General features: G+C 49.6%; 11 protein-coding genes. All 11 read left to right on the top strand.

Features of this window, described 5'->3' with window-relative positions; genetic code table 11:
• The first annotated feature begins 254 nt into the window (after positions 1-254).
• The gene (locus CLV60_RS14295; RefSeq protein ID WP_106596043.1) at positions 255-3,347 is read left to right on the top strand and encodes a SusC/RagA family TonB-linked outer membrane protein; all 3,093 of its coding nucleotides are present in this window, start codon (positions 255-257) and stop codon (positions 3,345-3,347) included.
• A 17-nt stretch (positions 3,348-3,364) separates the two neighbouring features.
• The gene (locus tag CLV60_RS14290) at positions 3,365-4,915 is read left to right on the top strand and encodes a SusD/RagB family nutrient-binding outer membrane lipoprotein (RefSeq protein WP_106596228.1); all 1,551 of its coding nucleotides are present in this window, start codon (positions 3,365-3,367) and stop codon (positions 4,913-4,915) included.
• Positions 4,916-5,025: 110 nt separating this feature from the next.
• Positions 5,026-8,319, top strand: coding sequence for a VCBS repeat-containing protein (locus tag CLV60_RS14285; protein WP_106596042.1), 3,294 nt, complete (start codon positions 5,026-5,028; stop codon positions 8,317-8,319).
• 331 nt (positions 8,320-8,650) lie between these two features.
• On the top strand, positions 8,651-11,755 hold the full coding sequence (locus CLV60_RS14280) for a SusC/RagA family TonB-linked outer membrane protein (protein WP_106596041.1): 3,105 nt from the start codon (positions 8,651-8,653) through the stop codon (positions 11,753-11,755).
• A 13-nt stretch (positions 11,756-11,768) separates the two neighbouring features.
• Positions 11,769-13,346: a SusD/RagB family nutrient-binding outer membrane lipoprotein gene (locus CLV60_RS14275; protein ID WP_106596040.1), complete on the top strand. Its 1,578-nt coding sequence runs from the start codon at positions 11,769-11,771 to the stop codon at positions 13,344-13,346.
• Between the two features lie 141 nt (positions 13,347-13,487).
• Positions 13,488-16,802 (top strand): VCBS repeat-containing protein, encoded by a 3,315-nt coding sequence (locus CLV60_RS14270; protein WP_211302241.1) that lies wholly within the window; start codon positions 13,488-13,490, stop codon positions 16,800-16,802.
• The gene (locus CLV60_RS14265; protein ID WP_106596039.1) at positions 16,802-18,115 is read left to right on the top strand and encodes a vanadium-dependent haloperoxidase; all 1,314 of its coding nucleotides are present in this window, start codon (positions 16,802-16,804) and stop codon (positions 18,113-18,115) included. The genes CLV60_RS14270 and CLV60_RS14265 overlap by 1 nt, the downstream gene beginning before the upstream one ends.
• Before the next feature lie 120 nt (positions 18,116-18,235).
• Positions 18,236-18,934 carry a porin family protein gene (locus CLV60_RS14260; RefSeq protein WP_229210970.1) on the top strand — a complete coding sequence of 233 codons (699 nt, stop codon included), beginning with the start codon at positions 18,236-18,238 and terminating at the stop codon, positions 18,932-18,934.
• A 174-nt stretch (positions 18,935-19,108) separates the two neighbouring features.
• A complete protein-coding gene (locus CLV60_RS14255) occupies positions 19,109-19,990 on the top strand; it encodes a ThuA domain-containing protein (protein WP_106596226.1) in 882 nt (293 codons plus the stop codon).
• Between the two features lie 43 nt (positions 19,991-20,033).
• Positions 20,034-23,198, top strand: coding sequence for a PVC-type heme-binding CxxCH protein (locus CLV60_RS14250; protein ID WP_106596037.1), 3,165 nt, complete (start codon positions 20,034-20,036; stop codon positions 23,196-23,198).
• 195 nt (positions 23,199-23,393) lie between these two features.
• Entirely contained in the window at positions 23,394-25,088 is a 1,695-nt protein-coding gene (locus CLV60_RS14245) for a hypothetical protein (RefSeq protein WP_106596036.1), read from the top strand.
• The last annotated feature ends 221 nt before the right edge of the window (positions 25,089-25,309 follow it).

The following is a 25,309-nucleotide window of genomic DNA, read 5'->3' as shown; positions in this document are numbered from 1 at the left end:
CATCGGGTTTGGATAAAATTGAAAAAGGCCGAATGCGTGCCGGTGTTTCGAGCACGCAACCGGATGTCTTGCATCTAATAAATGTATTGTAGACAAATATTATTTTGATATATGTCAAATACTGCATTTTAAATGCTTTTGAATGTCGTTTGTCTAAAATATTAGTTTAGTGCAATTAAAAAAGGCGGAATAAGTTGCTTGTTTGGGTTAATAGGATTAAATTTCTATTAAATTCAATAAACCCAGTTAAACCTATGAGCAAAGCTTTACAGTTTGTGCTGCTGACGTTTTTGTCGGTAGTGCTGTTCGTTAATGCATCGCATGCGCAGGACCGGCAAGTCACCGGGAAAGTGAGCGATGAGAACGGGGCCGGGCTTCCCGGTGCCAACGTCCTGATCAAAGGGACCACGAGGGGAACAAATACGGATGCGGAGGGGAATTTTACATTAAATATGAGTGGCGCGGGAACGCTGATCATTTCTTCGGTGGGCTACACTTCCAAAGAGGTAGCGGTGTCGGAGAATATGACGAACGTCACGGTGTCGATGGATGCCGATGTCCGTAACCTGGGTGAAGTGGTTGTAACAGCGCTGGGTATCAGCAAAGAACAGAAGACGCTGAGCTACGCAACCCAGATGATCAACACCGACAACTTCTCGAAAGCACGCGAGCTGAACGTCGCCAACTCGCTTTCGGGCCGCGTGGCAGGTCTGGATATTGTGCGGTCGTCGTCCGGTGTGGGTGGTTCGAGCCGGATTGTTTTGCGCGGTGACCGGTCTATAACAGGTAACAACCAGGCATTGATCGTCGTGGATGGGGTTCCCATTGATAATTCTAACTTCAGTCCCGGTAACGCAAACGGTGGTCGTGATGCCAGCGATGGTCTTTCGAGCATTAACCCCGACGATATAGAGTCGATCAACGTATTGAGAGGAGCGTCTGCTACGGCCTTGTATGGTAGCCGTGCGGCAAACGGGGCGTTACTGATCACGACAAAGAAAGGAGCGGTACGGAAAGGGATTGGGATTAGTGTTAATAGCACTTTCCAGATCGAGAAAGCCATGGAATTACAAAACTTCCAGAACGTGTACGGTCAGGGAGTGGAAGGAAAGGCTGCTCCGGGCAGCGAATTCAGTTGGGGCGCTAAAATGGAAGGACAGCAAGTGCCAGCCTGGGGTCCGGATCCAGACAATAAAGGGAAAATGTATGCTTATTCGCCGCAGCCGAATTCCTATAAGGATTTTTACTCGACAGGAACTTCCATCGCGAATTCAGTGGCCCTAACGGCGGGTAATGAGAAGGTTCAGACTTATTTTTCCTATACTAATACGAGTGCGAAAGGCATTGTTTCCAACAACAAGCTTAGCCGACATAACTTTAACCTTCGCCTGTCGAGCCAGGTAACAAGCAAATTGAGTTTTGACGGTAAGATTACTTATCTGAGCGAAAAGATCGATAACCGGCAACAAACCGGTGAGGCATTTGCCAACTTACAGCGCCATATTCTTCGCCTGCCCCGAAGCATTGCATTGGAACAGGCCAAAGACTTTGAATATGTAGACCCGAAAACAGGTAAAACTCTACAAAACTATTGGAACCCGGGTTCAAACGGAGGTCAGAACCCCTACTGGATCAAGAATCGGGTACTCGCGTTGGATAACAGGGACAGGATCTACGGGTTCACGTCGCTTAATTACAAGTTTACGCCATGGTTTACATTAATGGGGCGTGCGGGATATGATAAGTACATTGATAAGTTCGAAGGAAAATGGTATACGAACACCTATACAATTGCCGATTTTGGTGACTACCAGACCAACTGGCGGGATAACTCCGAGTTGAACCTGGACTTGTTCGGATTAGTAAGCAAGCAGTTTGGCGAGGATTTCAAACTCGAGGCGACCGTCGGCGGCAATATCCTGAAACGTGATTTCATAAACCATCAGACGCTGAATAACGGTTTGAACCGCGACAATCTGTTTGTTACCACCAATGCGAGAAACTCTGTTACCAACAGGACTGTAACGCAAACGCGCAAACAAGGGGTGTTTGCATCGGCCGACTTTATCTGGAAAGACGCGCTGACAATTTCTGCCTCGGCAAGAAACGACTGGTCTTCAACTTTGCCCACTGCCAATCAGTCGTATTTCTTTCCGTCAGTCGGTGCCGCCGCTGTGTTGACCAGTCTTTTTGAGCTTCCTCAGGCGATCTCGTTTGCCAAGATACGAGGTAGCTATGCGTTGACAGGGAATGATGCAGCGCCGTATCTGTTGACACAAACATATTCTTATGTGGCCGGCGGAAACACAGGTTATATTGTGAGAGATGCCATAAAGCCATTTCCGGGATTGAAACCGGAGTTGACAACAGCCCGTGAAATCGGTTTGGAAGCCAAATTCTTACAAAATCGTATTGGTTTTGACCTGACGTTATACAACAGTAACTCCAAGAACCAACTGTTTCAGGTGGCGTTGTCCCCTGCCTCGGGGTGGAGTTCGGAGTACATTAACGCAGGTAATGTTCAGAACAAAGGCATTGAGTTGACATTCAATATCGTACCGATTAGGTCAGCGGATTTTTCCTGGAACATCGACCTGAATTATGCGAGAAATGTCAATAAAGTTATCAAGTTGTCCGACCGGCTTTCAACCCTGCCGCTAACCAACGACTTCATGAACTTTGTGCGGGCAGAAGAAGGAAAGGCCCTGGGCCAGATTTACAGCCGGGGTTTTCAGCGGGATGAACAGGGACGCATAAAAGTTAGCGATAAGGGAGTTCCCCTGGTAACCTCGGGAACAACTGTGCCGCTTGGAACGTCGCGGCCGAAATGGACCGGCGGTGTCAGCAATCGTTTCAGCTATAAAGGAATAAATCTTAGTTTCCTTGTAAGTGGTCGGATAGGCGGTGTAGTGACATCCTTTACGAATGCGGTTATCTATGCAGATGGCGTGACAGAAGAAACCCTGGCCGGACGTGATGGTATGGTAGTGGACGGGGTACAGGCTGACGGCAGCAAAAACACCATAGCCACCACCGCGGAGGTATACTGGAAAGCGGTTGGAGGTCGTAACGCTCCCATTGGTGAGGTCTTTACTTACAGTGCCTCGAATATCAGGTTGAGAGAAGCAACGCTGGGATATAGTCTTCCACAAAAAATGATTGGAAAATCTCCGTTTCAGACCGTTTCGCTTTCCATTGTAGGACGAAACCTGTTTTTTCTGATGAATAAAGCAAAAGGTTTTGATCCTGAGTTGGTTGCTGGTTCTGCTAACACGACGGTAGGTCTCGAGTCGTTCTCGATGCCTTCGACCCGCTCTCTGGGTTTGAACCTTAATCTGACATTTTAATTGTAAACATGAAACAGATGAAAAGGAGTTATAAATCAATATCACTCGCTCTCCTTGTGACCGTGGCGGCTGGCGCATATTCCTGCACGGACAACTTCGAGGAGATCAATACAAACAAGACGAAACTGACCTCACTGGATGAGTCGGGTACGGAAAATGCTTTTGCGGCAGCGCAGTACCGCTCCATTCAGGCTAGTTGGCAGACTTATCAAAGCCTTTTTGCCGATTTGCAGGGCCAGTACTTTGCGAACATAGCCCAAAACTTTGCATCGGATCGGAATGTCATGGTGGGTAACTGGTTGAACGGAGCCTGGAATGGGTTTTACGGGACTGCTGTTCCTGCCTTGCTCGGGGTTTTGGAAAACACGGGTCCTGGCGGCAAATATGAGAACGCAGGGAAATTTGCGATCGCCAATATCTGGAAGGTATATATGTACCTTCCCAGGACTGACTACTGGGGCCCGATTCCATACTCCAAAGTAGGTAGTGGTGAGGCCTCTGTACCTTACGATTCGCAGGAATCCATTTACAAGGATTTTTTAGCTACGCTCAAAACTTCCACGGCTACCCTGGAAGGACTCAAAGGTTCGACCGTTTTTGGGACTGTTGACCAGATTTACGCGGGAGATGTAAACAAGTGGATATTGTTTGCTAACACATTGCGCCTGCGCATTGCCATGCGTATGTCGAAAGTGGAACCGGCTTTGGCTAAAACCGAAGCGGAAGCAGCCGTTGCGGGTGGAACGTTGGCAACCAATGCTGACGATGCGTTTTTAAAGGTGAACGCCAACTCGTTTAATCCTATGAACCAGGCGACGGCATGGAATGAATTCAGGATGAGCGCGGCAATGGAGAGTGTGTTGAAAGGCTATTCGGACCCCCGGATCAGTAAGTATTATGCACCTGTTCCAGGGACTGTCAATACCTTTAAGGGGCTAAGAAATGGCTATACCCAAGGCCAACTCGAGGCACCTGAAAACAAAGCCAATGCGACATCCAATGTTGCTGATGCGTTTCTGCCGGCTGTTCAGGCTTCGAATCCGTTCGCGATTATGTACACATCCGAAGCTTATTTCTTAAAAGCGGAGGGCGTTCTGAAAGGATGGAATATGGGAACTGGGACCGCGAAAGAATTCTATGAAAAAGGTATCGAAACCGCGTTTAAGCAATGGGGGATTGCCGATGCAACCGTAATCTCGAGTTATATTAACGGAACGACGCCTCCGGCTGCTTTGGCTGATTTTTCTAAAACTCCTGCTTTGTCGGACATACCGGTCAAATTTTCCACAGACCCTGCAAAGCAACTGGAACAGATTATTACCCAAAAGTGGCTGGCTAACTATCCTAACGGCCACGAGGCATGGGCTGAATATCGGAGAACCGGCTATCCTAAACTGTATGCGCGTATTAACTCGGAGAATCCCGATACTCCCAAGGATGCGGTATTGAGAAGGACGCCTTTTGTGATTGGCGAGCAGCAAACCAATGCGGCGGCTGTTACAGATGCCATCACCAAACTCGGCGGAGAGGACAAATCCAGCACACGCCTGTGGTGGGATAAGCCATGACCCCGCATTCATTGAAATAGTACCCAGTCAAACAAAAAGGCAGACCCCGCGTCTGCCTTTTTGCAATGCTGTATTTCATATCTTTAGCAAAGCATTATCCCGCTCCATCCATGCGAAAAATTCTACTCCTGATCGTCCTCATTTCCGGCTGCAAACAGGACGATACCCTTTTTACATTGCTCGATTCGGGTAAGACCGGGGTCGATTTTAACAACTACATCGATGAGGACGAAGAAAACAATGTGCTGCGATATGGCTATTTCTACAACGGCGGGGGAGTGGCGGCAGCTGATTTCAATAACGACGGGCTGATCGACCTGTATTTTACCGGCAATATGGTGGCTAACAAACTATATCTCAACCGGGGCGATATGGAGTTTGAGGATGTTTCGGAGAAATCGGGCACAGGGTTGAACGAGGGGTGGAAAACGGGGGTGTCACTGGTAGATATCAACGACGACGGCTGGGTGGACATTTTCGTGTCCCGCGCGGGTGCAGCGGATCCGCGCCTGCGTACGAAGCTGCTTTACATTAACAACGGCAAAACCGCTGACGGTATCCCGACTTTTACCGAAAAGGCGGCTGAATACGGGCTGAACGATGCCTCGTACACCACGCAGGCCGTGTTTTTCGATTACGATCGGGACGGTGATACCGATTGCTTTCTGCTCAATCACTCATTGCAGGAATATGCCGGATTCAGCAACTTACTGGCGAATTATCGGCAGCAACGCAACGAGGCTTACGGCAACAAATTGCTGCGGAATGACGGCGGCCGGTTTACGAATGTTACTGATTCTGCGGGCATTGTTTCCAATGTGCTGAGTTTTGGTTTGGGGGTGAATGTGAATGATTTCAACAATGACGGCTGGCAGGATCTCTACATCGCGAATGACTACAATGAGAATGACTACCTCTATTTGAATGAGCAGAATGGCAAGTTCAGAGAGGTAATCCGGGAATCGATGGGGCATGTGTCGCTGTTTTCGATGGGTACCGATGCCGCCGACATCAACAACGATGGCCTGATGGACGTCCTGACGCTGGATATGCTTCCCAGCAACAATGAGCGTATCAAACTCACGTCCGGCGACGACAACTACGACAAATACCAGCAGCTGCTCCGGGCAGGATTCCACGACCAGAGTATGCGTAACATGTTGCAGCTCAATAATGGGGTGAATCAGAAGGGTATCCCGGTTTTCAGCGAAATAGGGCAACAGGCGGGCGTTTCGAATACCGACTGGAGTTGGGCGGCATTAATGGCCGACTTCGATAACGACGGCTGGAAGGATATATTCATTTCAAACGGCTATGCACGGGATTATACCAACATGGAGTTCCTGAAATATTCAGCCGACAAGCAGGTGCAGCAAAACCAGGGAAGTAGTGCGCCCAAGCAAATGGAGATTATCGCGCAGATGCCGCCCATCAACGAGCCGGATGCTATTTTCCAGAATCAGAAAAATCTTACGTTCGCGAAAAAGACCAAGGAATGGGGTTTTGAAAAGAACAATCAATCGAATGGTGCCATCTATGCCGACCTGGATAATGACGGTGATCTGGATCTGGTGACAAACAATGTGAGCCAAAAGGCATTCATCTACCGAAACAATGCGGAAAAATTGCTAACGGGCAATACCTCGCTTCGCATCAAATTGGCGTCTCCTAAATATGCTTACCTGGCTGGGACGAAAGTGACGGTATATGGCGATTCCGTTACTCAAACACAGAATTTCATTCCCGTGCGCGGGTTTCAGTCGGCGCAATGGGATGCGCTGCATTTCGGATTGGGTGCAAACAGCCGGATAGATTCGCTGGCTGTACAATGGGCGGACGGGAGCCGGCAGGTCTTGAAAGGAGTGACGGGCAAGGAAATTACAATGCGGTACGCCGATGCCCGGAAGGCTTCCCAGGCATCGCCTGGCCAGATGCCCTTATGGGAGCCAGCCTCGCTTATGGACTTTACCCATACCGAAGATTCCCGCAACGATTTCCGGATTCAGACATTACTGCCGAATATGCTTACTTACCAGGGACCGCATTTGGCACAGAAAGATATTAATGGCGACGGCGTCGACGACTTTTATATCGCCGGTGCGCGCGGTCAGGCGGGGGCGTTGTTTCTGAGTAGTAACGGCGCCTTTCGCAGATCCGCGCAGCCGGCATTTGAAGCAGATGCAGCATTTGAAGATGCGGATGCTGCGTTTTTTGACGCCGATGGGGATGGTGATCAGGATTTGCTGGTGACCAGTGCGGGATACGAGCTCAATGCAAACGATCCGTTGCTTGCGCCGCGGCTCTATCTCTACGATCGGAATGGTTTCAAAAAGGCGCCGTTCCCGGCGGTTGGGCTGAATGCGTCGACGGTGGCTGTTGCCGATGTGGACAAGGATGGCGACCTCGATATTTTCCTCGGTTCGCGGGTTACACCGGGCCGTTTTCCGGAAAGTCCGGGAGGTGTACTGATGGTTAATAATGGTAAAGCCGGATTTTTGGACCAAACGGCAGCACTTGCCCCAGGGTTGAAAGAGGCTGGGATGGTGACTGATGCGTTATTTGAAGACTTTGAAAAAGATGGTTTTCCTGAATTGGTATTGACTGCGGACTGGATGCCTGTGCGGATTTTTGCCAATAATGGAGGGAAATTGACCGATGTGAGCGAAAAGTGGGGCACGGGCAATTTACATGGCTGTTGGAACGTGATCCGCCCAGCCGATCTCGATGGGGATGGCGACACGGATTTTGTGGTTGGGAACATGGGTACAAACTGGCAGTGGAATGTAACCTCACCAGGAGGTTTGTTACTCTATGCTGCTGATTTTGATAATCTTAACAGGATAGTGCCCGTCGTGGCCATTACAGAGCAGGGTAAACAGTATCCCTATGCCAGTCGCGACGAGCTGCTGGATCAGATCCCCTCATTAAAAAAGAAGTACACCGACTACGTCAGTTACTCCAAAGCGACGTTGCAGGAAATGCTTCCCGCTGAAAAATTGGAGGCGGCTAAGCGGTTCACCGTCAATGAGTACCGAACTGGCATTTTGGAAAATGCGAACGGGAAACTGGTGTTTCATGCGTTGCCTGTGGAGGCCCAGTTCGCACCGGTATATGCCATTGCGGTCTACGACATGAATGGGGATGGAAAACCGGATATCACGCTCGGGGGAAACACAACGCAGACGCGGGTAAGAATGGGCAAAAACGACGCCAGTCATTTGCAGGTGTTTTGTAATAAAGGAGCTTTGAAATTCAGTTATTTACCACAATCAAAAAGTGGATTTTATGTGACCGGTGATGTGCGTGATCTTGCCATTTTACAACTTGGCAACACGCAATTTATGGTAGCTGCAATGAATAATGCGCCGCTGATAACACACCGTTTTAAGCCGGTTAAAGAATAATTTTTGCTTAAAATTTATTAGAGGCCCGGATTGCGCGTTTTGGTGCGATCCGGGCATTTTTATGACTTTTTGGATGAAAACAATCTGTAATTGGATTGTATCCGATTGTTTACGTACACGAAAATCATAGCGCTATTAAGACGAATGATTTGTAAAATCTTTATCCAATTTATTATTGAAATATTAAAAATATAATTTAAGTACAAAGCGTTTTTAAAATTATTTAAATACAAATTACTTGATGATATTTGCCGTGAACCGTTTTTGGCAATGCTAAAATTCGGTCTTTACCAAATTTAACCTATTTAAAATTTACTAATTTATCTAACCTATGAAAGAAAAGTTACGCGTGGTCCTGGGGAAGGGGATTTTCCCTCTGGGACTATTTCTGCTTTTTGCATCGCTGACCGCCTTTGCGCAGGAACGGACCGTTTCGGGTAAGGTCATCGACGAAAAAGACCAGGGACTTCCTGGTGTCGCAGTAACGGTGAAAGGAACAACGAAAGGTACCAACGCGGATGTGGAGGGGAATTTTTCGTTAGCGGGTGTGAAAGACACCGATGTACTGGTATTTAGCTCTATCGGCTATTTGAAACAGGAGCTCGGTGTGAATGGTCAGAGTACGTTGAATGTGAAGCTGGTTCCGGACGTTGCGAACCTGGAAGAGGTAGTTGTAACGGCGCTAGGTATTTCGAAGGACAAAAAGGCACTCGCATATGCGGTTACCGAAGTGAAGGGTAGCGATTTCACACAAGCCCGCGAAGTGAACCTGGGTAATGCACTGTCCGGGAAAATCGCTGGGGTGAATGCAACCAGCACCGCAACAGGTCCCGGTGGATCGAGCCGGGTTTTGATCCGTGGTAACGGTTCATTGAGCGGAAGCAACCAGCCTTTGTACGTAATTAACGGTGTGCCTATTGATAACACCAACGTAGGAAGCGCGGGTATGTGGGGAGGCTTCGATACGGGTGATGGTTTGAACAGTATCAACCCCGACGACATCGAGTCCATGACGGTTTTGAAAGGAGGTACTGCCGCAGCCCTTTACGGCTCACGCGCTGGTAACGGTGTGATTTTGATCACCACCAAAACCGGTAAGGGAAGCAAAGGTATCGGCGTAGAGTACAACGGTACCTACACTTTCGAAAAGGTGAGAGACCTTACCGACTGGCAATATCTGTATGGTTCCGGAACGCAGGGCGTAGCGCCCACGTCAAAGGACGAAGCGCTGGCAAATGGTGCTGTTTCGTGGGGCGCGAAGCTGGACGGATCACCAGTGGTTCAGTTCGACGGCGTTTCAAGACCGTATTCTGCCCAGAAAAACAATATTGAGAACTTCTACCGTACGGGAAGCACGTTCTCCAATACTGTTGCGATTTCAGGCGGTGATGAAAAGATGAACTTCCGTTTCTCAGCATCCAATGCGGATTCGAAAGGGGTGGTTCCGAATGCTTCTTTCAACAGGAAGTCGTTCAACCTGAGCGTGAATGCCAACCTGGCGAAGAAATTGATTTTCGAAAGCGTTGTGCAGTACAATATCGAAGAGGGCAGAAACAGGAGCTTCCTTTCGGATACCCCTAAAAACCCGAACTTCGCAGCATATATGATCGCCAACAGCGTGGATATCCGTAACCTGGCTCCGGGTGTCGACAGCCGGAACTACGAATTGCTCTGGAATTCGAATGTGTATGCGCAGAACCCGTATTTCGCAACGGATTATGTGAAAAACAGCGATGACCGTAAGCGTTTCCTCGGATCGTTCAGCCTGCGCTACAATCTTACCGACTGGCTTTACGTGCGCGGACGTGTGGGAACCGACCTGAATACAATCGATTTCGAAAGCATTGAGCCTACCGGTATTGCCTATGCGACCGCCGGTTCGATGGGTACCAACGTTCGTAAGATCAACGAGACCAACGGCGAGCTTTTGCTGGGTTTCACAAAAGATATCGGCGATTTTAGCCTGAATGCGATCGTAGGTGGTAACCAAATGTACCGCGTCAACCAGAACATGTACATCGGCGGCAGCCAATTCGTGATTCCTTTCAACTATTTCCTGGGTAACCTCACCAGCAGCGACCGGAATATCGAATACAAGCCGTTTAAAATCAATTCATTGTTCGCTTCTGCGGATTTGAGCTGGCGGAATATTTTGTTCCTTACCTTCACCGGCCGTGAAGACTGGTTCTCGACATTGGCTCCTGCCAATAACAGGATCTTCTATCCTTCGGTTGGTTTGGGTTATATTTTGTCGGACGCGCTTTCCGACAAGCCGAGCTGGCTGACCTACGCGAAAGTTCGTGGTTCGTGGGCACAAGTGGGTGGTGGTTATCCCGATCCTTACGCGCTCAACCTGACTTACACCTTGCAGGGTAACCCATATTCAAGCTACCCGCTGATGAACATCGGAACGAGCACGATCCCGAATCAGAACCTGAAACCGAATACTTCGACGACGACTGAATTTGGTATCGAAACCAAATTGTTCCAAAACAGGATCGGTCTCGACCTTACTTACTATGACCGCGTGACTACGAATGACCCTGTGAAGGCGTCAACTTCAAGTGCAAGTGGTTATAACGATGTGTTGCTGAATGTAGGTAAAGTTCAAAACAAGGGTATCGAGATATTGCTGAGCGGCACACCTGTGAAGACGCCGGGCGGATTTAACTGGAACGCTAGCTTCAACATGGCGTACAATGCCAACACGGTTGTTAAAATCGCCGATGGCCTGCCTACGCTTTCATTGGACGAGTCGCGTACCCGTAATGCATATATCTACCATTTCGAAGGACAGCCATATGGTATGATTGCCGGTTCGAGAATGAAGCGCGATGCAAGCGGTAATGTGGTTTACAACAAAGCGACCGGCTTGCCGGTGCAAGGTGACTTCGAAATGCTGGCCCGTGGTGTTCCGCCATTGACGATGGGTTTGACGAACACCGTGAGTTACAAAGGCGTTTCACTGGGCTTCCTGATCGACGGTAAATTCGGAGGCTACATTTACTCTGCTACCAATGCATTCGCGATGTCGCGTGGTCTTTCACAAGTTACGACCGATAACAACGTGCGCGAAACGGGCGTAACCGTAACGGGTGTGGACGAGCAAGGCGAATCGTTTACCAAAACATTATCTGCGCAGGATTACTACTCAGGTATTGCCACTACGATCACCGACCAGTCGGTTTATAAATCCGACTTCCTCAAACTGCGTCAGATGACTTTGGGTTACAGCATTCCTAAAAGTGTTTTGGGCAAAATGCCGATCCAGTCTGTAAGCCTGTCGTTTGTAGCCAGAAACCTTTTCATTCTCTACAAAAAGGTGCCGAATGTTGATCCTGAATCAACTTACAATAGCGGAAACGGTCAGGGCTTGGAAATGTTCGGTGTACCGCCGACCCGCAGCTACGGTCTGAACCTGATGGTTAAATTCTAAATTGATTTGTGAAATGATAAAATATATCAGAAATACCAAGCTGGCGATTATCGGTGGTGTCCTTACCGCCGGGCTCGTCACCACTTCCTGCGACAAGGGGTTTGTAGAACTGAATACCAACCCGAATGCAGTTACAGACCCGATCCTGGAAAACCTTTTTACCTATAATGTGGTAAAAACGGCTGGGACAGGTTATGAAAACCACCGGGGCAACCTTATTTACGCCGGGGCAATGGTGCAGCATTTTGCTTCGCTGACAACCTATTGGTCGGGGGACAAATACCTGTCGAACGTAGAATACTACTCGGCGTTTTTCGAAACTGCCTACACCAATCAGGTGAAGGAAATCGAGCAGATTATCGCATTGACGAAAGACAAGCCTGAGCTGAGCAACAAATACAACATCGCGCGAATCTGGCGGGCATTCATTTACCACCGCATTTCTGATTTGTATGGCGATATTCCCTATTCGGAGGCTGGTCAAGGGTATCTGGACGGCATTCTGTCGCCCAAATACGATACGCAGGAGACTATTTATAAGGATATGCTGAAAGAGCTGGAAGAGGCTGGTGCAGGGCTGGATGCGGCAAAAGTGAGCTATGGTGCGGCGGATCCTTTGTATGCGGGTGACGTTGTGAAGTGGAAGAAATTTGCGAACTCCCTCATGCTCCGTCTCGGAATGCGTATGACGAAAGTAGACGCTGCTTCCGCTGAGACTTACGTGAAAAAAGCGATTGCCGGAGGTTTGATGACGAGCAATGACGATGTTGCAAGATTGCTGCATTACGATACCAACGACAACAACCGTAACCTCGACGCCAATACGCTGAAAACGCAGGAGTACGACGCGGCTAACCTGAAAGGCAAAGCGAACAGCAAGTTGAGCAAAACGTTGGTTGATTTCTTACAAACCAACGATGATCCGCGTTTGCCGTACATCGCGACTTTGTGGCAAGGTAATGCCGATAGAAACCAGCTCCCGACTGCGTCAGCACCGGCTGCGCAGAAAGGTTTGCCGAATGGCTACGATCCTACGACGATCAAGACATTGATCCCTTCATGGAACGATAATTCGCTGGCTACCTATTCGGAAGCTAACCTGAACTACATTGCGAGCAATGCAGCGCCGACAGTATTCCAGTCTTATGCGGAAGTAGAATACCTCCTTGCCGAGGCCGCGTTGCGTGGCTGGGGCGACGGGGCTGCTGCGACCCACTATAACAAAGGGGTAACGGCTGCGATGAGTTTGTTCTCGATCTACGGCGCAACGATCCCGGCGGCATCGATCACCGCTTATCTGACGGTACATCCATTCGCTACTTCCGGAATGACCGCACAAATGGAGCAAATCCATACCCAATACTGGGCGGCAACTTTCCTGAATTCGTACGAAGCTTATGCCAACTGGAGAAGAACGGGTTATCCCGCATTGAAGCCTACCAATTATACAGGTAATGCAACTGGCGGAGTAATCCCCCGCAGATTGAGATACCCGGCTTCGGAAACGTCCAAAAATGCCGTCAACTACCGTGCGGCAGTGGCCATTCAAGGTCCGGACGACTTCCTGACCCGCGTATGGTGGGATAAGTAAATAATACAAAAGCGCCAGGAAATATTAATTTTCCTGGCGCTTTCTTCCCAAAGCACTGCACTAAGTTTTAACTTCAACTTTTGGTTGAAGTTTTTTATTTTAGTACAAAATCTTCCTTTCTAAATCGGTACTGCACTTTCAATGAATCACAAAGGTCGCCTCTTTTACCTGCCTGCTATTTTACTGCTGACATTACAAGTTACGGGCGTCAGGGCGCAGAATACAATGTTCCGCTTACTTGAAGGCAAGCAGACCGGGATCGATTTCGTGAACCCGATTAGCGAGACTGAGAGCCAGAATGTAATGTCCTATGAATACTATTATAATGGCGGCGGCGTAGCGGTAGGGGACATTAACAACGACGGTTTCGATGATCTTTTCTTTACGTCCAACATGGGCTCTAACAAGCTGTATCTGAACCTGGGCGCGAAGGGTGAGAAAATGAAGTTCAAAGACATTACCGCGTCGGCGGGCAAGGGGCTCGAAGGTCGCCGGGGTGGCTGGAAAACGGGTGTAACGATGGCCGACGTGAATGGCGACGGCTTGCTCGATATCCACATTTGCTACTCGGGCAAGGTGAAGGACGAGGATCGCAAGAACCAGCTTTTTATCAATCAGGGTAATCTCAAATTCGTCGAGCAGGCGAAGGAGTACGGGCTCGACAACATCAGTTACAGCACCCAGGCCGCTTTCTTTGATTACGACAACGATGGCGATCTGGATATGATGTTGCTCAACCATACGACCAAGAAGATCGACAACATGGAGCTCGCGAAGTTCCGTACGCAGACGGACGAACTCGCAGGTAATAAGCTTTTTGAAAACCAGAAAAACCATTTTGTGGAAGTTACCCAAAAGGCAGGTATTCACCAGTACCCGCTCACGTTCGGGCTCGGTATCGCGATCGCGGATGTGAACCAGGACGGATGGCAGGATATTTACGTCACCAACGACTATAACGAACCCGATTACCTCTACATCAATAACCACGACGGTACGTTCAGGGACGTGACGCGCCAATATTTCAGGCATTTGGCGCAGTTTTCGATGGGTATTGATATCGCGGATTTCAACAACGACGGCCTGCCCGATATCATGTCGCTCGATATGCTGCCGGAAGACAATCAGCGCCAGAAGCTGCTTCAATTGCAGGAAAACTATGAAGCCTTCGAACTGATGGTGCGGCAGGACCTGCAAAAGCAATACATGCGCAATATGCTGCAACTCAATAACGGCGACGGCACATTCAGTGAGATCGCCCAGTTTGCGGGCGTTTCCAACACCGATTGGAGCTGGACGCCGCTTTTTGCAGATTTCGACAACGATGGTTTCAAAGATCTCTTCGTCTCAAACGGTTATCTCAGGGATTATACCAACAAGGACTTTTTGAAATACTGGGGCGATTACAAGATCAAGCGGGCAGTCGACAAGGAGCCTTTCCAGCTCATGGACCTGGTGAAAGCGATGCCTTCCACCGCATTGGCCAATTACATTTTTAAAAACAACCGCGACCTCACATTTACCAAAATGCAGCAGCCCTGGGGCCTGGAACATGCATCGGTTTCGAGCGGCGCGGTATATGCGGATCTGGACAATGACGGGGACCTCGATCTGGTCGTTAACAATATCAACGAGCCCGCATTTGTGTACCAAAATACAGCCAGTGAATCCAAAAACGGGCATTGGCTGCAATTGAAACTGAAACAAAACGGCGCGAATGCCGCCGGCGTGGGAGCCAGGGTTTATCTTCAAAACAAAGGTGCATTACAATATCAGGAGGTGAATCCTAACCGCGGGTATCTTTCGTGTACGCCGTTGCGCCTGCATTTCGGGCTTGGTGAGGCGGTGACGGTGGATACCGTGAAGATCCAATGGCCGGATGGTACGAGCCAGATCGTCGAAAATGTGAAGGCTAATCAGTTGCTCGTGGTCGAAAAGTCGGGTAAAAAGGCCGATAAGTCAGAGAAGGAGCGCGTTTCGAGTGCACTGTTTCAAAAGCAGACCCCGGCAATCACTTACCAGCACGAGGGTTTCAGCGAAAACGATTTCAAGCGCCAGCCGCTGATGCTCTCGATGTATTCACAAACGGGCCCGGTGGTGGCGAAAGGCGATGTGAACAAGGATGGCCTGGATGATATTTTCGTAAGCGGCGATCAGAACAAGCAGGCCAGAATATGGTTACAGCAAAAAGACGGAGCGTTTCGCGAAATGCCCGGCTTCGCGATCGGTGATGAGAATACATCTGCCATTTCGGCAGCGGTGTTTTTCGATGCCAATGGCGATGGTTACGATGATTTATACATTGCCAAAGGCGGCTATTCGCTTTTTGAGCCTAACATGGTTTCGCTGCAAGATGAAATTTACCTGAGCGACGGAAAGGGCGGCCTGAGCTTGTCGGTACTCTCGGTCCCGAATTTGAAGGCCAGCAGTAAGTCATGCGCACGTCCGTTTGATTTTGACAAAGACGGCGACCTCGACCTGTTCGTGGGGGGGCGCATTATCCCCGGCAGGTACCCCGAGGCCCCGGCGTCGTTCTTATTGGTTAATGATGGAAAAGGGCGTTTTGAAATACGGGAATCGCCGTTTTTTAAAATAGGTATGGTTACCGACGCACAATGGGGAGATTTGAACGGCGACGGCAAACCGGAGCTGGTGATAGCGGGTGAAATGATGCCGGTAAAGGTTTTTACCTACAACGGGAAAGATTTTGAAGACAAAACAATGGATTTCTTCCAGGTTGAAGAAAGCGGCTTTTGGAATACCATTGAGATAGAAGACCTGGACAATGACGGCAAGCCCGACATCCTTGCGGGTAACCTTGGGCAGAATTCGCAGATCAAAGCCTCCGAAAAGGAGCCTGCGGAACTGTATTTTGCCGATTTCGACAAAAATGGCTCGGTCGACCCATTCTTCAACTTTTATGTGCAAGGCAAATCTTACCCGTTCGTGAGTCGCGACGAGCTGAACGATCAGATTTACCCTATGCGTAAGAAATTCGCCTACTACCGCGACTACGCCAATGCGACCATGCCCGAGATCATCCCGGCAGCGGAGCTTTCGAAGGGGGGCAGGCTCGAAGCGCGCGAGCTCCGTACCGTTTGCTTTATGAACCGGAATGGCAAATTCGAGAAGTTTTCAATGCCTGCGCGCGCGCAATTCGGCCCCATAAGCACGATCCTGACGGGCGATTATAACCATGATGGATTGAAAGATCTGCTGCTGTTGGGTAACAAAACGGATAACCGCCTCAAACTGGGCAGTATGGATGCGAATTACGGTAGCCTTTTTGTCGGCGACGGTAAGGGCGGCTTTCGTTTCGTGGAGCAACCGGAGACCGGGTTGTCGGTGATCGGTGATGTGAAAACGGCCGTGCAGGTCCATATCGGTAACCAACCTTTTGTAGTGATTGGCGCATTCAATGAGCCATTGCAGTTTTATAAAAATTCCAGAAAGTAATGCGCCGGATCCTTCTCTTCCTTTTGATTTTTACCCAATCTGCTTTTGCAAACCCTGCCAAAGAGGAGCTGCGGAAGCATTTGCAGCCGGCTGTTTTCTCGGTAACCATGGTGATGATCCATGATGTCGTGAACCCGCCCGCGGCCAGCCGATTTTACACCTATTGCCTGATGGGCGCACACGAGATCGTGGCGCGGAACAACAAGCAAATCGTCGCCCCGACGGTTTTTACGAAAAGCATTAATCCGGTCAGTATCGACGCGAAGCATTATGATTACCAGATTGCCGCATTGTATTGCATTCTGGAAACGGGGAGGCTCATCATCCCGTCGGGGTATATGCTGGAAGAAGACCAGAAAAAGTTGATTATTGCTTTGCTGCGTGAAGGGCATTCGCAGGCGACGATCGACGAGTCGATTGCCGTGGCGCAGGATGTGGCCAGGAAAATTGCCGCCGATGCCGCTACCGATGGTTATCTCAAACTCAGCACACGTTTGCGGTACCGTCCTAAAAAGGGGGATGCCTATTGGTACCCGACGCCGCCAGGCTATATGGAAGGCGTTGAACCAAATTGGAAAACGATCCGCCCCGTGCTGATCGACTCATGCGGCCAGTTTGTACCAAAACCACCCGTCGAGTTCAGCAAAGATAGTACGAGCGCGTTTTTTAAACTCGCGAAGGAAGTTTATGATGTAGGTAAAAACCTGACGGAACAGGAGCGCTTCATTGCTTCCTACTGGGATTGCAATCCGTTTGCGATCAACACCTCGGGGCATATGAATATCGGTTTCAAGAAAATCAGTCCGGGCGGGCACTGGATGAACATCACCGGTATCGCCACTACCAAGGCTAATCTGGATCTCGATAAAGGTGTTATGGTACATTCGCTGGCGGCCGCCACACTGATGGATGCGTTCATCAGTTGCTGGGACGAAAAGTACCGCAGCAGCCGGGTGCGGCCGGAAACGGTGATCAACCGGAGCATCGACCCGAAATGGCAGCCGCTCCTGCAAACCCCGCCTTTCCCGGAATATACCAGCGGTCATAGTGTGATCTCGACAGCCGTGGCCGAAACACTCACCTTTTTGCTGGGCGATAATTTCGCCTTCCGCGACGATACCGAAGTGATATTCGAGTTGCCGACGAGGGATTTCAAATCGTTCAGGCAGGCTTCGGAGGAAGCGGCTATTTCAAGGCTTTACGGCGGAATCCACTACCGCGACGCTATCGAAAATGGCCAGGCGCAGGGCAAGGCATTAGGGGAGTTCATTGTGGAAAAACTCAAAAAAGCAGGCGTCAAAGGGGCAATCTGACAATTTCTGAAATACCGGAAGCTGAATATGGCCCGAAAATAGTAGTTTTGGGTTCTTAAAAACTCGCGCGTTCCGCAGATAATGATCAGATCTTTTGCCGCTTTATTCATGTTTTTGGGTATGCTTGTGCACAGTGCCAGCGCCCAGGAAGCTTCCATCACCGAATGGAAGAAGGACCGCGAAGAGGCGTTCGATCAGCCTTCGAAACCCGCGCTGCGCAAAAAGAATACCGATCAGCCGGACCTTCCGCGTTGGAGCGTCGGCCTGAATGGCGGCTATGCCTACCGGCTGTTTCGTGCGGGTAGAGTGAATACCCACGACGAGCAGGAGTATATCAAAGACCTCAAATCCGGGATCGCATTTGGTGGAGACATTGCCTACTTCCCCTGGAAGCATGTTGGCTTTGGTGTGCGCTATGAAATGTACAAAGGCAAGGCAAACCTGGACAGCCTGCAAAGTGAAAAAGTGACGATCCAGCACCTGAGCGGCGCGTTGATTCACCGCTCTTTCCTAAGAAACGGCAAAACGGCCATTCTCACTTCCCTGCTGCTCGGCTACCAGCCTTATGAAAATAAAAGTGTCGTAGGTGCGGAGCAATTTACTTTTTCGGGCAAAACAATGAACTGGGGCGTCAGCGTGGGCATCGAACAGCCCATCAGTCCCAAATTCGCCCTCAACCTCACCGGCACCGCCATGATGGGTGCCATCTACCGCCTCCAGCGCAAAACCGAATTCAGTACGGAGACATTACATTTATCGAAGGATGATAGCGTGGATTTATCACGCTTTTCACTGACGCTGGGATTCCGGTTTTTGTGATAGTCAGGTAGTTCGCAATCCGAGGTAATAGCGGGCACCTCGCCGGTGCTCCCGGAACAGGACAACACAGGATGCATTATATTTCGTTTATAATTAACTAGGGGAAAAATTGCATTAAACAGTCTTCCTTATATACCCCTTTACTTACAAAGCTTGAACCTTAATCCATTCATCATGAAATTGAAACAGTTCTGCATTTGCTTCCTTTTTGCGGCATTTGCAGTAGTGGCCGTTGCACATGTCGCGACGGCGCAATCGTCTAAAAAAGACAAAAAATCTCCGCTCGTTGTGTTTGTTACGGGCGACCATGAATACAGTGGCGAGGAAACGTTGCCGATTGTTGCCGCGGAACTCGAAAAGAACTACGGCATGCGTACGATCGTCCTCAAAGCCTACCCCGATCACAATAGCGAAAAGAATATCCTTGGCCTGGAAGCATTAAAGGACGCAGATCTGGCGGTTTTTTACCTGCGCTGGCGTCAGCTGCCACCCGACCAGCTGGCATTGATCGAAGCCTATCTGAAAACCGGTAAGCCGGTAATGGGCTTTCGCACCACTACCCATGCATTCAATTTCCCGAAAGGGCATGAAAGCGAAAAATGGAACGCTTTCGGCGAGTTTGCGCTGAATGCACCTCCGGGATGGGGCGGCGCAGCCAAGCATACGCATTATGGGCACAACAGCAGCACCGATGTGACGGTGATTCCAGAGCAGGCTAAAAACCCGATCCTCACCGGCGTGAAAGGCCCGTTCCATGCCCGCTCGTGGCTGTATCGCGTGCTGCCCGATTATCCTACAAAAGGCTCTACCTGGCTGCTGATGGGTAAATCGGTCAATCCGGACAAGGAGGCGATCGAGAACCCTGTGGCGTGGACAGGCACCAACTCATTCGGAGGAAAAGTATTCATGACCACGCTCGGGCACCCCGAGGATTTCCGGCTGGAACCTTTTCAGCGGCTTGTCATCAATGCGATCCATTATGAGCTGGGTTTGAAAATCCCGAAAGAATGGAAGGGCAAAATGGATATCCAGGTGCCTTACCGCGAAGCCAAATAACTTTACATAACGCTACCTAAAACCCAATCTAAAACCTTTTCAGATGTCTAAACCCAAAAAAATCAGCGTTTATTTTTCGCTTATTGCCTTTGGACTGGCAGTCATTGCATTCAGCGCATTCCAGTTGAACCAGCCGGTGCCGGTGAAGATCGGTAAGGGAACGCACATTTCACTTATCGGTAACAACCTGGGTTCCCGAATGATGAATTACGACAACTTCGAAACGGAGTTGTATATGCGTTACCCGGACGATAACCTCATTATCCGCAACATGTGCGATGGCGGTGACACGCCAGGCTTCCGCCCCCATGCGAGCCGTAACACGCCCTGGGCGTTTCCCGGGGCCGAGAAATTTCAGACCGAGCTGGCGAATCCTTCCCAAAGCGAAGGGCATTTGGAAACGCCCGATCAATGGCTCACTCGTTTGAAAACCGACGTGATTGTTTCTTTTTTCGGGTATAACGAGTCGTTTGAAGGCAAAGCTGGCCTGGCCAATTATAAGGCGGAACTTGATGCATTCATCAAATGGACATTGCAGCAGAAATACAACGGTACTTCCGCACCGCAGCTGGTCATCGTTTCGCCAATCGCTTTTGAAGACCTCTCGGCTAAGTTTGACCTGCCGAACGGTAAGAAGGAGAACGAAAACCTCCTTTTGTACACCAAAGCCATGAAGGAAGTGGCGGACCAAAACAAGGTACTTTTCGTAGATGCATTCGCCCCTTCGCAAAAGTGGTATGCCGAAACGAAGGAAGACCTGACGATCGACGGATCGCAGTTGAATGCGGAAGGCTATAAAAAGCTGGGTGTTTTACTGGCAGACAAAATCTTCGGAAAAGCGCCCGAAAAAGCCAAGAACCGGGAGCTGGTACATGCGGCTGTCGACGAAAAGAACTGGATGTGGCACAACGATTTCAAAATCCCGAACGGGGTACACGTGTATGGCCGTCGTTACAATCCTTTTGGGCCTGATAACTATCCTGCTGAGATCGAGAAGATTCGTCAGCTGACCGACGTTCGCGACCAGGCGATATGGCTGGCAGCTTCGAAAGGGGAGAAAATGGACCTGGCTGTGGCCGACAAGACGACCCGCACATTGCCGCAGGTAAAAACCAATTTCAATCCCGACAAAAACGGTAGCCTTACCTATTTGTATGGAAATGACGCATTGGCGAAACTGAAAGTGCCGGACGGTTATAAAATCGAGCTTTTTGCCTCGGAGCAGGAATTCCCGGATCTGGCGAAACCGATGCAGATGTCTTTCGACAACAAAGGACGTCTCTGGGTAGCAACCATGCCGAGTTATCCGCATTACAAACCGGGCGACTCGAAGCCGAACGACAAGATCATCATTTTTGAAGATACCAACAACGACGGCAAAGCCGACAAGCAAAGCGTTTTCGCGGATGGCCTGCATTTGCCGTTGGGCTTTGAAATTGCCAAAGAGGGCGTTTACGTTTCGCAGGGTACCAACCTGAAATTGCTCACCGACACCAATGGCGACGGAAAAGCGGATAAGGAAGAGATCCTGCTGAGCGGCTTCGACGACCATGATACGCACCATAACAGCCATGCATTTACGGTAGACCCGTCAGGGGCTATCTACTCCGGTGAAGGGGTGTTCCTCCATACCAACGTAGAAACATCGTATGGCCCTGTGCGTGCTACCAATGGCGGTTTCTATCGTTACGCGCCTCAGCTGAAAAAACTGGAACGCACCGCCCAGCTTTCGATCCCGAACCCGTGGGGTATCGCATTCGACGATTGGGGGCAGCCGTTCTTTGCAGAAACATCGAGCCCCGACGTGCGCTGGATGCTGCCGGGCAGCGTTTTGCCTCGTTATGGGGAAGCAACCCACAAATCGGTGCAGCTCGTGGAGGATAAGCACCGCGTGCGTCCGACTTCCGGCCTGGAATTTGTGTCGAGCCGGCATTTTCCGGATGATATCCAGGGCGATTTCCTGATCAACAACACCATTGGTTTCCTTGGAACCAAAGAGCATACACTCACCGACGACGGTACCGGCTACAAGAGCCACCACCGTCAGGACCTCGTAGTGAGCGATGACCGCAACTTCCGCCCGGTAGATATGGAATTTGCGCCGGATGGCTCGTTGTACGTGATCGACTGGCACAATATCCTTATCGGGCACATGCAGCACAATGCGCGTGACCCGTTGCGTGACCACTCGCATGGCCGTATTTACCGCATTACCTATCCGTCGCGCCCGCTGGTGACGCCTGCGAAAGTGGATGGAGCAAGCATTGATGAATTGCTCAATAACCTCAAATTGCCCGAATACCGGACACGCTACCGCACGCGTCGTGAGCTGCGCGGCCGGGATGCTTCGCAGGTTTTGGCCAAACTGAACACCTGGGTGGCTAATCTGGATAAAAACGACCCGCGTTACGAGCATCATTTGCTGGAAGGCCTGTGGGTAAGCTGGGGTATGAACAAAGTGGATCAGAAGCTTTTGAAACAGGTATTGAAAGCGAAAGACTATCATGCACGCGCAGCAGCCGTACAGGTGGTGCGTTACACGGGTCACCAGGTACCCGACCAGGCGGATCTGCTCATGCAAGCGGTACGCGACGAGAATAGCCGCGTGCGTCTGATGGGTATTGTGGCAGCATCGTGGATCGGTAAGGAAAAAGGATTGCCGATTTTGGCGGAAGCCCGGAAAAAGCCGCTCGATGACTGGATGATCCACGCGCAGGAAGCTGCCGAGGCACACCTGAAAGGCGAAAATGTGAAGCGGGAGAAACAGAATGTGGCTACTACGAGCTTGAAAGGCAATGACCTGATCCTGTTCAACCAGGGACGGCAGATTTACGCCAAGGAGGGTTATTGCGGTACTTGCCATCAGCCCGACGGCAAAGGGCTGGAAGCATCAGGTTTCCCGCCGCTCTCGGGCGCCTGGGTTACCGGAAGCGACGAGCGTTTGATCAAAATTGCATTGAATGGGCTGCTCGGGCCGATTGAAGTGAATGGTAAGAAATATCCCGGCCAGGTTCCTATGACGCCGTTCGCAGGTTTGCTGAAAGACGACGAAGTAGCCGCGGTGCTAACCTATGTCCGCAATTCATTTGGAAACAAAGGAGCGGCCATCTCGCCTGAAAAGGTGAAGCAGGTACGTGCTGCTACGGAGGCTAAAAAGGACTTTTACTCACCGGAGCAACTTTTGAAGGACCATCCGATGGAAAAATAGAGAGTCTGGTACGATAATTGCTGTACATTTTGAGAGCGGAGATTTTTTCTCCGCTCTCTCTGTTTTTATCGCAATTTATTCGTGGATTTTCGGTTACTAAGAAAAGCAAACTATCTTACGAATCGAGGCGATAAAGATTTAGATTTGCTTATAACTCATCCGAATCTATCACATAACACACGTTACGGCTTTATCATGCTTCGATTTTTACCAATTGTCGCCATCACTACCGTTATCCTGTTATTTTTTCTTTATAATCTCCATTTTTCGGTCGATTTCCCCTATCAGGACGATTTTTTGTTTATTCAATTCATTGAAGCAATCACAGGCGATGATAAAAGTTTTATCAAAGTGATTGAAGAAATGTTCCGCACATTTAATGATCATAAAGCGGCGGTTCCAAGATTTGTTTCTTTAATCGATTATGGACTTACGGGCTATTTGCATTTCCGGTTTTACATTATCCTCGGAACATTAGCGCTGATTTACATTTGCTATTTTCTTTACGTCAACTTTCGTAAAGCAGGGATGCCGCTTTACTATTTTATTCCGGTGCCTCTCGTGATCTTCCAGCCCATGTACTACGAGGTTTCCAACTGGGCACTTACAAGCTTGCAGCATCCTTTCCTGACGGCCTTTCTGGCCGCTGCCATCCTGCTTGTCTCCCGCGGGACAAAACCCGCCTTTTACGGGGCAATATTGTGCTGTTTTCTGGCCACATTCACGCACGGAAACGGGATTCTGACCTTTCCTGCAATCCTATTCTTCTACTTGTGCCACAAAGACTTCCGCAATGCGATTCTGACGGGCGTTTTTATGTTTGCATGTCTCTGGCTTTACATGTCGGGTTATGAGTCGGGGCAGGCGGTGAATCTGCCTAAAAACGGATTGCAGTTCTTTACGTCGCTTTTTGGCTTTGTGGGTGCTTCCATGTCGCTTTGGGCTATGCCGGAGCTGTTGTCGGCAATATGGGGTTTCCTGATCATCGCATTTATGATCCTGGTGACGATCCGGGTTGCCAGCGTTTATTTTAAAAAGCCGATGCGAGTCAAGCCGGGTACAATCGAATTACTTTCGTTTTTCGCATTCATTTTTATTTCAAGTACCGTTGTCGCGTTATTCCGGTCCTGGGCGGGTAGCACATTGGCCAGCCGCTTCCAGATGTACGCGGCACTTTCGACGGCTATTTTTTACATTCTCCTATTGTTTTATACCAATTGGCTGCGAACAAAATGGGTATTCACAACAGTTCTAGGTTTCAGCGTTTTTTATTGGGCTTATTGTTACTACCGGTTTACCGGAACTGTGGCGCGTCAAAGAACTTCGCTGCTCGCTGATGTTTACAATTGGCAAAACAATCGAAGTATGTTTTCCGTGGAGAAATCGATTGTCGATTATGGAAGTTTTTATCTGATTCCCGGATATGAAAAAGGTTACTTCCAGCTCCCGAAACCGGTGGTAGAGAAAAAGGAATTGGATGCAATGTTTGCGGAAAAAGGGCCGGTGAAGGATAACGAGCTCTACCTCGAAACCTGGAACATCCATCGGGTGGCTCGGGAAAGAGTAGAAGAGCTGACTCACTATTTTGTATCCAGCAATGTTTCGCCGCAGCGGAAGCATTTTTGGGATGATCGTTTCCTGGCGATGAAAAACACCGCCACCGATTCGACTTACCTCATCAATGCGAATCCGAAAATAGAAGCGCGAAAAAATATTATCACGGAAGCGCATTACTACAAGGGCGGCTTCAATACCATGCTACGTGAAAATGATCTTGGTCCGGGTACCTACGAGCTCGGTATTCTGGATGTTTCCGGAGACGGCAAGAAGACTTTTTACCGCCTCGACAGAGACCTCATATCCACGGGCGACGGGTACTCGCTGCGCTAACTCTCCGGTGTCGGATGCTCATTCGGCTGAGGCACTGGAGAATACACATTAGCAGGCTCCGGCAGTTATTCTACAACTCAGAAATATCATATTTCGGCGTCTTGCGCCCCCTGGCCGGTATTAGCTCCTGAGGGCGCGTCGGATGGCAGGTTTGCGATAGGTTTTGCTAGGTAAAACCATAAAAAATTCGTATCTTTACGTGCTTAAAAAGCCAGATAATG

It is taken from the genome of Dyadobacter jiangsuensis, assembly GCF_003014695.1.
Classification (GTDB): domain Bacteria; phylum Bacteroidota; class Bacteroidia; order Cytophagales; family Spirosomataceae; genus Dyadobacter; species Dyadobacter jiangsuensis.
This window is presented reverse-complemented; position numbering and strand designations above follow the sequence as displayed.